The sequence below is a fragment of the Comamonas brasiliensis genome (assembly GCF_018292285.1).
GTDB classification, from domain to species: Bacteria; Pseudomonadota; Gammaproteobacteria; order Burkholderiales; family Burkholderiaceae_C; genus Comamonas; species Comamonas brasiliensis.
The window spans coordinates 1,234,058-1,246,174 of record NZ_JAANES010000001.1 but is presented as its reverse complement, the minus strand read 5'-3'; the positions used below and the strand labels follow the sequence as shown (position 1 = coordinate 1,246,174).

At 63.1% G+C, this 12,117-nt stretch carries 9 protein-coding genes; 6 read left to right on the top strand and 3 right to left on the bottom strand.

Features of this window, described 5'->3' with window-relative positions; genetic code table 11:
- Positions 1-32 precede the first annotated feature (32 nt).
- Positions 33-1,112 carry a tyrosine-type recombinase/integrase gene (locus tag DJFAAGMI_RS05555; RefSeq protein WP_211456250.1) on the top strand — a complete coding sequence of 360 codons (1,080 nt, stop codon included), beginning with the start codon at positions 33-35 and terminating at the stop codon, positions 1,110-1,112.
- Between the two features lie 61 nt (positions 1,113-1,173).
- On the opposite strand, the gene DJFAAGMI_RS05550 is transcribed toward DJFAAGMI_RS05555, so the two are convergent.
- The 3 genes from DJFAAGMI_RS05550 to msrA all read right to left on the bottom strand — a co-directional run bounded on the left by DJFAAGMI_RS05550 (position 1,174) and on the right by msrA (position 4,604).
- Positions 1,174-3,309 (bottom strand): TonB-dependent receptor domain-containing protein, encoded by a 2,136-nt coding sequence (locus DJFAAGMI_RS05550; RefSeq protein ID WP_211456249.1) that lies wholly within the window; start codon positions 3,307-3,309, stop codon positions 1,174-1,176.
- A 159-nt stretch (positions 3,310-3,468) separates the two neighbouring features.
- Positions 3,469-3,975 carry a hypothetical protein gene (locus DJFAAGMI_RS05545; protein ID WP_349305217.1) on the bottom strand — a complete coding sequence of 169 codons (507 nt, stop codon included), beginning with the start codon at positions 3,973-3,975 and terminating at the stop codon, positions 3,469-3,471.
- A gap of 92 nt (positions 3,976-4,067) precedes the next feature.
- Entirely contained in the window at positions 4,068-4,604 is a 537-nt protein-coding gene (gene msrA, locus DJFAAGMI_RS05540; protein ID WP_211456248.1) for a peptide-methionine (S)-S-oxide reductase MsrA, read from the bottom strand.
- Positions 4,605-4,801: 197 nt separating this feature from the next.
- On the opposite strand from msrA, the gene DJFAAGMI_RS05535 reads away from it, so the two are divergent.
- The 5 genes from DJFAAGMI_RS05535 (at position 4,802) to DJFAAGMI_RS05515 (ending at position 12,080) form a co-directional block, all read left to right on the top strand.
- The gene (locus tag DJFAAGMI_RS05535; protein ID WP_211456247.1) at positions 4,802-6,088 is read left to right on the top strand and encodes an efflux RND transporter periplasmic adaptor subunit; all 1,287 of its coding nucleotides are present in this window, start codon (positions 4,802-4,804) and stop codon (positions 6,086-6,088) included.
- A complete protein-coding gene (locus tag DJFAAGMI_RS05530) occupies positions 6,089-9,343 on the top strand; it encodes an efflux RND transporter permease subunit (RefSeq protein ID WP_211456246.1) in 3,255 nt (1,084 codons plus the stop codon). It abuts the gene before it with no gap.
- Between the two features lie 22 nt (positions 9,344-9,365).
- Positions 9,366-10,076 carry a protein-L-isoaspartate O-methyltransferase family protein gene (locus DJFAAGMI_RS05525; RefSeq protein WP_004340917.1) on the top strand — a complete coding sequence of 237 codons (711 nt, stop codon included), beginning with the start codon at positions 9,366-9,368 and terminating at the stop codon, positions 10,074-10,076.
- A gap of 117 nt (positions 10,077-10,193) precedes the next feature.
- Positions 10,194-10,541 carry a rhodanese-like domain-containing protein gene (locus tag DJFAAGMI_RS05520; RefSeq protein WP_211456245.1) on the top strand — a complete coding sequence of 116 codons (348 nt, stop codon included), beginning with the start codon at positions 10,194-10,196 and terminating at the stop codon, positions 10,539-10,541.
- 72 nt (positions 10,542-10,613) lie between these two features.
- Positions 10,614-12,080, top strand: a complete 1,467-nt coding sequence (locus DJFAAGMI_RS05515; RefSeq protein WP_211456244.1) for a TolC family outer membrane protein — start codon at positions 10,614-10,616, stop codon at positions 12,078-12,080.
- The last annotated feature ends 37 nt before the right edge of the window (positions 12,081-12,117 follow it).

Genomic DNA, 12,117 nt, shown 5'->3' with positions numbered 1-12,117 from the left:
CCATTTCATGTAAGTTACATTAAAATCAATCCATGCAAAACAGAAACATTCCGGATCAGCAGCCTCCAGATCCATCCACACTGCCATCCGGAAGCCAGTTGTTTCGCGACTGGCTCGAGCATGAGGGCAGCAAGAGCTGGGATGCGCTGAACACCTCTCCGGACGGCAACTATGAAAAGGTCTGGCAGGCCTGGTTGATGCATCTGTCCGGGCAGGTTGCTATCGCCGGCAAGGAGCGCCCTGCCCGCAGACCGCGTTCTTCAAAGTCCTGGCATCAGGCAAGCGAGCTGGATGTGCAGAGCTTCCTGCAGATACGCGACGGACAACGCGCGCACCACCACCCCGAACGCAAGATCAGTCCGGTCACCCGCCGCCGCTACTGGCGGCTGCTGGAACGCATCTATGACCATGCGATGGAGCATGGCTGGATCAGCGCCAACCCCGCAACCGGTCTCGAGCCGGCCGACCGACCGCCCTCCGAAGACGGCAAGGGCCATTGTCTGCCTCCCCTGCTCTGGCAATCGCTGCCAAGGCACTTTCCCAGCGCAGACGGCTACCAGGACGCACGCGACCGAGCCATTGTGCTGTTGCTCTACGAAATGGCTCTGGCCCCCGAGGAGGTACGCTGCCTGCTATGGAAGAACCTGCGTTCAAGCGCCGATCAGGTCTGGATTGGCCGCTCGGAAAGCATTGCAAACGGCGAGTCGCCCCTGCCCCGCTACCTGCAGATGGAAGGAGGCAGAAATGCTCAGCAACGGCTGCTTGAGCTGCCCGACTCCGTGGCCCAGGCCTTGCAAAGCTGGAGAAGATTCAGCGCAGCGCAGCGCGGGCCGTCGGTGATTGACGGCAACCATATCGTCTTCTATTCGCGCCGTGGCGGCGAATTGTCGGTACGCATGCTGTTCCATGTGGCCTCGCAGATCATCCAGCGCGCCCATCAGGCCCAGCCCGAGGACAGTCAGAAATTTCCGCTGCAGCGCGTGGGGCCGCAGGTCTTGCGCAACACGGCCATCGTGCAATGGCTGCGCGCCGGAGTGCCCGAATCGGAAGTGATTGGCAGGATCGGCGTGGACAGCACTCGTTCCCTGCGCCATCTGCAGCACTATCTATAGCCATGGCATCCAGCCCGGAGCAAACCTGGGCTGGATGCCATTTAGCTCACAAAGAGCTGCTTCAGAAGTCCATTCTCAGACCGACCACCAGATTGCGCCCCGTCAAAGGTGCAGCACTCTTGATAAAGGAGGTCGCTGCATACGCCAGGCGGTTGGTCAGGTTCTGGCCCTTGACATAGAACTGCCACTGGTTGCCACCGCTCTTCCATAGGTAACTGGCGCCCAGGTTCAGCATGCCGTAGCCCGGCGTCTGGGTTTCGTACTGGGCCGTGCGGTTCTGACGCAGCACCTGGGTCCATTCAGCCATGGTGTCCCAGCCAGCCAGACGCGCATTCACACGCAAGCCGGCACGCAAAGCCGGAATGCGGGGCAGCGCAGAGCCGTCTTCCAGACGCGCGCGCACGCCGTCGCCAAACACACTCAGGCTCAACTCGCGGCTCAGCCGCTGACTCAGCTGAGCCTCCCAGCCTGTAAAGCGCGCATTGCCCTGGGTGTATTGCAGCAGCTGCAGCCCTTCGTGAGCATCGAGCGTGGCGCCGTAGATATAGCCCTTGATGCGGTAGTGATAGGCATTGAGCTTCCAGGTCGTATCACCAGCCGTCTTGGCCAGGCCCAGGTCCAGCGCCTGCGAGCGCTCGCGCGACAGATTGGGATTGCCGATCTCGTAGGTTGCCGTGGCCATGTGCAGGCCGTTGGCAAACAGCTCTTCGGCCGTGGGCATGCGGCTGCCGCTGGTGAACGAGGCCGATGCGCTATAGCCGGGCTGGAACTTCCAGACCGTGCCCAGCGACGCCGAAGTGGCGCTGTGGCTGCGACGCTCGTTGCTCAGCTCAGCTTCCACGCGCTGGCGGTCGTGGCGCAAGGCCCCCTGAAAACTCCAATCCTGCCAGCGGTATTCCTCCAGCAGATAGAGGCTGTGGCGCTGGGTATCCGTGGGCTGCACATAGGCCTCTTCGCCTGTCGCACTGAAGCGGCGCTTGAGGGTTTGCAGGCCCAGGGTGCCACGCCAGCCGGCGATGGGCTCATGCTCCATCTCCAGGCGCAGGTCATGGGCCTTGTTTCTGAACTGGGTGGCCACGCTGCCATCCTCGATCTCGTCGTGGCGGTAATTGGTCAGGCCGCCGCGCAAACGCAGCGCGGCAATACCGGCGGTGGGCTTGCGCCATTCGCCACGCAGATCCCAGCGTTCGCTGGTCAGGTCGACCACGGGCACGCTGCCGCTTTCCTCGTGATCATGGTCGTGGTCATGCCCGTCATGGGAGCCGCAGTGCAGGTGATCGCCATGTGCGTGGCAGCCTTCGAAGCTGTGCTGATGGCCGGGCAAGCCGTACTTGGCCTGCTGCCGCGTATAGGCCAGGCCCAGATAGCCCTGATTGCCTACCCAGGACAGACCCACGCTGCCCGTGTTGCCGCGGCTGAAGCTGCCCGGAACCTTGCTCTGGCCCCAGCCGCTGCCCACGCGATAGTCTCCCGCGTTGCGCGCCACGCCTTCGGCATGCAGCACCAGCTGGCCGTTATCGTTCTTCAGCGGTGTAGCCGTGGTCAGGGAGAACGCGCCTGCCGACATGCCTGCAGCCGTGCTGGCCTGCACCTCGGCCGAACCTTCCAGGCCCTTCTCGGGCACTTGAGTCGGAATCTTGCCATCCAGCACATTCACCACGCCTCCCATGGCACCAGGGCTGTAAAGCAAGGCCGAAGGGCCGCGCAGCACTTCGATCTGCCTGGCCAGCAAAGGCTCGGTGGTCACCGCATGGTCGGGGCTGACGGTTGAGGCGTCAAGCAACTCCGAGCCATCGCTGAGCACGGAGACCCGCGCACCATCCATGCCGCGAATCACCGGTCGGCTGGCTCCCGCGCCGAAATGGCTGGCATTGATGCCGGGCTCGGCCGCCAGGGTCTCGCCCAGGGTTGCAGCGCGGCGCAGGCGCAGTTCCTCTTCGCCGAGCACCTGGACGGGCGTGGCCATATCGCCGGCGGCCATGCCAGTCGCCGACACCGTCACCTCAGCCAGGCTGGATTCCTGCTTGGCCGCGTCGGACTGCGCAAAGGCCAGGGGTGAACAGGCCAACAGGCCCAGGCCTGTGCCCAGGGCCAGTCCGCGCCTTGCCGGCTGCAGTGCCTCGATGGCGCGGGCCAGAGCCGACTTGGGGGAGCGGCGCAAGGAATGGGCGGAAGAATTCGAAAAACGTTGAGACATCTCAGTTCCACAAACAACCGTGCGCACGCAGACGATCAAAGAAAGTACGCACGGATATTCAATAAAAACAGCCAGAATCGCTTATGTATAAAGCGCTTATAGCTATCAATTCTGAAGTTTTGGCCTGGGCGGCAAGCCATGCCGCAGCATGGCTCCTACCTAGACCACGGAGCTGAGAGACAGAGGGGGTGCGCGTGCAGCCAGCGGTGCTGCAATAAAGACGGCTCTGGGCGCGGGAGCAAAAGGCCGGGGGATGAAACTGTCGGGTGGCGGCGCACTGAAAGCGAGCACGGCCACAGGCCCTGCATAGCCATGATTGGCCTGGTCCAGCAACTGGCATTCTGCGGGTCCATGACCGGCAAACAGCGCATGCACCCAGGACAGGTCCGAGGCGCAGCTGCTGCGCTCAGCCAGGCAAGTTCCCGCCACCTCGGCAGAGACTGCCGATAGCGCGGGTGCCGCATGGCTGTGCACCGCATAGGTCTTGCCCCCAGGCGCGCTGCCCAGGTGAACGGCACGGTGCATCTGGCCCAGCGTCGGCCCCAGCACCATGGCCAGGGCCAGCAGGCCCATCAGCCAGCGCATCACCCAGATTTCGCGCAGGCACAGGCGACCGTCAGCAGGTGCTGAGCGGCGGGGTCGGCGCAGATGGGAGTGAAGTGACACGTTATGGAGCTAGATCGGCTTCGGACGGTGCGAAATCGGCCAAGGGTTGCAGAGTGTATCTGCACTCCAGTGCCATACGCTGAAAGACAGGCTTAATCCTTGAGCCAGCGTGAGAACGCTTTCTGGAATTTCTGCACCTTGGGGCCTATCACGAAAGCGCAGTACCCCTGGCCGGGGTGCTGCAGAAAATAGTCCTGGTGGTAGTCTTCGGCAGGCCAGTAGTTGGTCAGGGGCTCTATCTGGGTGACCATGGGTGCATCAAATGCTTTTTCGTTCTGCATTTCCTGCAGCAATGCCTGTGCCTCAGCCGTCTGCTGCGCATGGGTGGTGAAGATTGCGCTGCGGTACTGCGTGCCCACGTCGTTGCCCTGGCGGTTCAGCGTGGTCGGATCATGGGTGCCGAAGAAGATCAGCAGCACATCGCGCAGGCTGATGACCGCGGGGTCGAAGTCAAGTTTCACCACCTCGGCATGGCCGGTCTGTCCGGTACAGATATCGTCGTAGCTGGGATGATCCAGGTGGCCATTGGCATAGCCGCTCTCCACATCGGCAATGCCGCGCACACGGTCGAAGACGGCTTCGGTGCACCAGAAGCAACCTCCGCCCAGATAAATGGTTTCCGCTGCCATCACCGGCTCCTTGTTTTTAAGACGCGTCAAGCGTAGCTCAAATCAACTACCCATTTTCACCAATGACAGCGATTGCGGCCCCGCTATGCTGCAGGGCGCCCACTACACTGCTTGCTGCTTTGCAATACAAGCCGTGTCCGGCGCACCTACCATGTGGCGCATAGAACAGAAAAACCTGCATCAGAGGGATACACACCATGAAGCGTTCCGGCCGCTGGGCCTTGAGTCTGGCCCTGATCGGCTTGCTGGTCGTCATAGGCTGGCGCGCAGTCGTCAATCTGCAGCATAAAAAACAGGCCGCGAACCATGCTGCGGTTCCTCAGGAGCTGCCCATACAACTGGCCGCCCAGGAGATTCTGACGGTCCAGCCCCTTCAGCTTGCTTTGAGCGTTCCGCTCAACGGCGTGGTTCAGGCGGTGAACTCGGCCGTGGTCAAGGCCTATGTCGCGGGCGAGCTGCGCGGCCTGACGGTGCGCGAAGGCGATAGCGTTCGCAAGGGCCAGCAGCTGGCGCGCGTCGATGCCACGGAGGCCGAGGCACGCTGGCGCCAGGCCCAGCAGCAGGCCGATGCTTCCAGAGCCCAGCTGGCGATTGCCCAGCGCAACCAGGATAACAATGCGGCCCTGGTACAAAAAGGCTTTATCTCTACCACGGCACTGCTGACCTCTCAGGCCAACCTGGATTCGGCCCGTGCCAATCTGGCCGCCGCCCAGGCCGCCGCCGATGCGGCCCGCAAGTCCGTCACCGACGCCGTCATCACCAGCCCCATGAACGGACAGATCGCCCAGCGCTTTGTCCAGAACGGCGAGCGCGTCGGTGTGGAAGCGCGCATCGTCGAAGTCGTCGACCCAGCCAAGCTGGAAATCATGGCCCAGCTGGCACCCGCAGATTCGGTACAGGTCCAGGTCGGCCAGATGGCCGAGCTGCAAGTGCCAGGTGCCCCCCAGGACATGAAGGCCATCAGCGCCAAGGTGGTGCGCATCAATCCCAGTGCCCAGACCGGCTCGCGCACCGTGGCGGCCTATCTGGCGGTACAAGAGGACGAGGCCGCCAAAAACAATAGCAGCCAGCGCTCGCCCCAGTTACGCCCCGGCCTGTTCTTGCAGGGCAGCATACTGACCGGCAAGGACAGCCAGCTGGCCGCACCTCTGGCCGCCGTGCGCACCGACAAGCCCCAGCCCTATGTGCAAGTGCTGCAAGCCGGCAAGCCCGCCGTGGTCGCAGTCGCACCGGGGCCGGCCCAGGAGGTGGCCGGCCGCACAGAGCTTCGCGTGGTCCACAAGACCGTGGAGCTGGGACGCCAGTCCGCCCATGAAGGCGCAACCTGGGTGCAGATCCTCAAGGGTCTGGATGCGGGTGACCGGATACTGGCCGGCAGCACCGGCGGTCTGCGCGAAGGCACGCTGGTTGAAGCGTCGAGCCCAGCTGCGGCTGCTGCCCCCGGCGCAAAGGGATCGAATGCAGATCGTCCTGGGAGCCCCTAAATGTGGTTCACGCGCATCAGCCTGAAAAACCCGGTGCTGGCCACCATGCTCATGCTGGCCTTTGTGGTGCTGGGCGTTTTTTCCTACCAACGGCTCAAGGTCGACCAGTTCCCGAACATCGAATTTCCCGTGGTGGTGGTCACGGTCGAGTATCCGGGAGCCTCGCCCGAGATCGTGGAGAGCGAGGTCACCAAGAAGATCGAGGAAGCCGTCAACTCGGTCGCGGGCATCAATGCCCTGACCTCGCGCAGCTACGAAGGCACCAGCGTCGTCATCATCGAGTTCCAGCTGCATATAGACGGTCGCCGCGCTGCCGACGATGTGCGCGAGAAGGTCGCCTCGGTGCGCCCCACTCTGCGTGACGAGGTCAAGGAACCGCGTGTCATCCGTTTCGACCCGGCTAGCACGGCGGTGTGGTCGCTGGCCGTGCTGCCAGACCCCCATGCCCTGCACGGCGAGACCGCCCCCGATGGCCAGAGCGTGACGCCGCCCGATGCGATTGCACTGACCAGCTGGGCCGACCAGGTGCTGAAAAAGCGGCTGGAGAACGTGCGCGGCGTGGGCGCCGTGAACATGGTCGGAGCCACCAAGCGCGAAATCAATGTCTATCTGGACCCACGGGCGCTCGAGGCCTACTCCATCACCCCCGAGCAGGTTGCCCAGGCGGTGCGTGCCGAGAACCAGGATCTGCCCGTGGGGGCGATCCGCTCCAAGGCCCAGGAACGCGTGGTGCAGATCGATGCCCGCATTCAGCGCCCCGAGGAATTTGCCCGCATCATCGTGGCCCACCGCAACGGCGCTCCGATCCGCGTCGGCCAGCTGGCCCGCGTGCAGGACGATGCTCAGGAGCTGCAGACCCTGGCGCTGTACAACGGCGGCCGTACGCTGCTGATGTCCGTTCAAAAAGCCCAGGACGAGAACACCATCGAGGTGGTCGACGGCCTGAATGCAGCGATCAAGGCAATCGCCCCCGAGCTGCCGCCCGGCGTGCGCCTGCAGGCAATTGCCGACAACTCGCGCGCCATCCGCGTGGGCGTGGACAACGTGCGCCAGACGCTGATCGAAGGGGCCTTGCTCACGGTGCTCATCGTGTTTCTGTTCCTGAACTCCTGGCGCTCCACGGTGATCACGGGACTGACACTGCCCATCGCGCTAATCGGCACCTTCCTCTTCATGTACTGGTTCGGCTTTTCCATCAATATGGTCACGCTGATGGCGCTCTCGCTGTGCGTGGGTCTGCTGATCGACGATGCCATCGTGGTGCGCGAGAACATCGTGCGCCATGTGCAGATGGGCAAGACCGCCTACCAGGCAGCCATGGAAGGCACGCAAGAGATCGGGCTGGCCGTGCTCGCCACCACGCTTTCCATCGTCGCCGTGTTTCTACCCATAGGCTTTATGGGCGGCATCATCGGGCAGTTCTTCCATGAGTTCGGCATCACCATCGTGGCAGCCGTGCTGATCTCCATGTTCGTCAGCTTCACGCTGGACCCCATGCTTTCCAGCGTCTGGCATGACCCGGCGATTCACGCCCATGGCGAGCATGGCCGCAAAAGCCTGTACGACCGCACGCTGGGGCGCGTGACGGCCTGGGTGGAGCGCATGAGCGATCGGCTCTCGGACTTCTACCAGGGCATTCTGCGCTGGTCGCTGGCTCATAAGCTGCTCACCCTGGCGCTGGCATTCATTATTTTCATAGCAAGCATCGCTCTTGTACCCTTGCTTGGCACTGAATTTGTGCCCAAGGCGGACTTCTCGGAAACTTCGATCAGCTTTAACACCCCCGAAGGCTCCTCGATCGAAGCCACCGAAGCCAAGGCCAGACAGGTGACGGACATATTGCGCGACTTGCCCGAGGTGCGCTACACGCTGACCACCATCAACACCGGCAATGCCAACGGCAAGAACTACGCCAATATCTATGTGCGCCTGGTCGACCGCCACCAGCGCAGCCGCAATGTGGACGAGATTTCGGCCTATCTGCGCCCCAGGCTGCAGGCGATTGCAGGCATCAAGCTCACCCATGTGGGCCTGCGCGAGGCCGTGGGCGGGCAAAAGCAGGTCGAGTTCTCGCTCATGGGCCCGGATCTGGACGAACTGGCCCGCCTGAGCCAGATCGTGCAGGAGCGCATTGACGATATTCCGGGCCTGGTCGATCTGGACTCCAGCCTCAAGCCCAACAAGCCCATGGTCAACATCGAGGTCCATCGCGATGCCGCGGCCGACCTGGGCCTGTCGATAGGCAATATGGCCGGCGCGCTGCGCACCTGGGTGGCCGGCCAGACGGTGGGCAACTGGCGGGCCAGCGACGATCAGACCTATGACGTGAATGTGCGGCTCGAGCCCGAGGCGCGCACCACGCCACAGGACCTGGAGCGCCTGCCGTTTGCGCTGGCGGCCGGAGATGGCGGCATGCGCATCGTGCGCCTCAACCAGGTTGCCAGCGTGGTGGACAGCACCGGCCCGAGCCAGATCAACCGCCGCAATCTCAACCGCGAGGTCGCCATCAACGCCAATGTCTATCTGCGCAGCACGGGCGAGGTCACGGCCGATATCAAGCAGGCGCTGGCCACCATTCCCATGCCGCCCGGCTACAGCTACCAGTTCAGCGGCGCGGCCAAGAACATGGCCGAATCCTTTGGCTACGCAATTTCCGCGCTGATGCTGGCGATCATCTTCATCTACATGATTCTGGCCAGCCAGTTCAAGAGCTTTCTCCAACCCCTGGCGCTGATGACCTCGCTACCCCTGACATTGATAGGCGTGGTGCTGGCCCTGATGATGTTCGGCTCGGCCCTGTCCATGTTCTCCATCATCGGCGTGGTCATGCTCATGGGTCTGGTGACCAAGAATGCCATTTTGCTGGTGGACTTTGCCATCCGCGCCCGCGAACCCCGTACCGACGAGGCCAGCGGCCAGACCGCTCCGGGCCTGCCGCGCAACGAAGCGCTGCTGCTGGCCGCCCGCGTGCGCCTGCGCCCGATCCTCATGACCACGCTGGCCATGATCTTCGGCATGGTGCCGCTGGCCTTTGCGGTCACCGAAGGCTCCGAGCAACGCGCCCCCATGGGTCAGGCCGTGATCGGCGGCGTCATCACCTCCTCGCTGCTGACCCTGGTCGTGGTGCCCGTGGTGTACTGCTATCTCGATGATTTTGCCAACTGGATGCGCCGTAAATGGTCTGGCGCCCCCTCAAAAAGCGCTGAGCCGCCGCACGAAGCCTCCGAGGCTCGTAGAATCGACGGTTTGTCCTGATAAGTCTTTCCCCGGAGATACCATGGCCCTGCCAATGAATGCCCAAGTGGACCCGCGCGATGTGCACGCGCAGGCTCGTTTCAACATGATCGAACAGCAAATCCGTCCCTGGAACGTGCTGGACGAGTCCGTGCTGGAGTTGATGGGCAAGGTCCACCGTGAAGACTATGTGTCGCCTGAATACGCGAACATGGCCTATATGGACATTGAAGTCCCCCTGAAGGGCACTGCCGAAGAAGCCGCAGCCAAAGGCTGGCACATGCTGGCACCCAAGATCGAAGCGCGCATGCTGCAAGACGTGAAGATCAAGCCCACCGACCGCGTGCTCGAAATCGGCACCGGCTCCGGCTATATGGCAGCCCTGCTGGCTGCCCAGGCCAAGGAGGTCGTGACACTGGAGATCGACCCCGAACTGGCCGAAATGGCCCGTGAGAATCTGCTCAGCGCCGGCGTCAAGAATGTCGAAGTCAAACTGGCCAACGGTGCCACCGCTTCCCTGGCTCAGGGCGCGTTTGACGTGATCGTGCTCAGCGGCTCGGTGGCCCAGGTTCCCGACGCGCTGTATGCCCAGCTCAACGAAGGCGGCCGCATTGCCGCCATCGTCGGTCACATGCCCGTGATGCGCTTCACGCTGGTGACCAAGAACGGCAACAATTTCGAAGTCCAGCAACCCTGGGATACCGCTGCCACCCGCCTCGTGGGTTTTGAAGAGCCTTCGCGCTTCTCGTTCTAAACGCTTGTTGCGTTCGCCCTGCTTTCTGCGCTGCGACTCGGCGGTGCAGCGATCAGGGCCTGTCTTTCAGTGTCAGGGCTGGCCCGCAGATTCGTCGACCAGCCGCCAGGAGTTTTTATGTTGACCCAGGTCTTGCCCGCCCAGTTCCAGCAATGGCTGGCTTCTCATGCCGCGAATGGCGTCAGGCCCGTGGTGCTGGATGTGCGCGAACCCTGGGAAGTCACCCTGGCCAGCATCCAGCCCGGCGAAGGCTTCGAGTTGCGCTGCATTCCCATGCACGACATCCCCGGCCGCCTGCAGGAACTGGACCCCGACCACCCCATCGCCTGCCTGTGCCACCATGGCGCACGCAGCATGAGCGTGGCCACATTTCTGGTCAACAACGGCTTTGAGGACGTCAGCAACGTCACCGGCGGCATTGACGCCTGGTCGCTCAGCGCCGACCCCGGCGTGCCCCGTTATTGAGACCGTCCGGCATCCCCGCCTCCTGCCTGTTGAGTTCCCCGTTGTGATCGAGACCGCCCAAACCTGACATCTATGACCAAGCTGCCCAGGCCCCTGCAAGCCCCCTCCGCCCACGCTCTGCGTGCCATTTTCTTGGGAGTTTTGCTGGCATGGGCCGGCGCTCAGACACAGGCGCAGACCTTGTCAGAGCTGGTGGCCCAGGCCCGCGGCTATGACGCTTCATGGCAGGCTCAGCAAGCCGATGCGAGAGCGGCTGCCAGCCGTGCCGATCAGGCCCTGTCCGGGCTGCTGCCCAACGTGGGTCTGTCGGCGGGTGCCAACCGCACCCATGTGGACATCCATACCTCCGTGCCCATACCCGGCATGGCCAGCAGCTTCAACAACACACAGCAGAACGTGCAGCTCAGCGCCCAGCAGCCGCTGTACCGTCCTGCCAACAAAATTGCCTACGAGCAAGGGCAGCGCGGCGTGGATGTCGCCCAGGCTCAGCTGGATACGGCTGCACAAAACCTGATCGTGCGTGTGGCCCAGGCTTATTTCGATGTGCTGGCGGCCCAGGACAGCGTGCAGGTGGCCCAGTCGCAAAAGCAGGCCATCAGCACCCAGCTCGAAATGGCCAAGCGCAATTTCGAAGTCGGCACGGCCACCATCACCGATTCTCGCGAAGCCCAGTCCCGCTTCGATCTCGTCACGGCCCAGGAAATCGCTGCACAAAATGACCTGCAGGTCAAACGCGTGGCCCTGGATCAGCTCGTGGGCCGCGTCGGCATTCAGCCCACGCCGCTGGCTGCGCCGCTGACCCTACCCAGGGTGGAGCCCGACAATATGCAAGACTGGGTGGACAAGGCCCTGGCCGCCCAGCCCCAGTTACGCCAGGCCCAGCTGGCCCTGGACATCGCCAGGCTGGACACGCAGAAGGCCGAGGCCGGCCACAAGCCCACCGTGGACCTGCAGGCCGGTTATGTGGTCAACCGTTATCCCAACGGCTCCATGACTCCATCCATTCCGCTCAGCTATCGCACCAATGCCGCCCAGATCGGCGTGGTCATGAACATGCCACTGTTTGCGGGTTTTGCGGTGCAGAACCGCATCCGGGAAACCGTGGCGCTGGAAGAAAAAGCCCGTGCCCAGCTCGACGATGCCCGCCGCAACGTGGAGCAGGTCACGCGCACCGCCTTCCTGGGCGTGCAGTCCGGCCAGGCTCAGGTCAAGGCGCTGGAAGCGGCTCTCGCCTCCAGCCAGAGTGCGCTGGAAGCCAACAAAATGGGTTATGAGGTTGGCGTGCGTATCAATATCGATGTGCTCAATGCCCAGAGTCAGGTCTACCAGACCGAGCGCGATCTGGCCAATGCGCGCTATCAGGTGCTGCTTGGCCAGCTCAAGCTGCGCCAGGCCGCGGGAGTGCTCAGTGACGATGATCTGCGCATGATCGATGCACTGACACGCACGCCCAGTATTGCCCCGGCTGCCGCAGCCAGGCCAGCGGTCACAAGCGGCATGGCTGCTGCAAAGCCTGCAGCCAGAACGCTCAAGCGTTAAGACCGGTCAAGAAGCAGGCTTTCAGGGTTTAACGCCA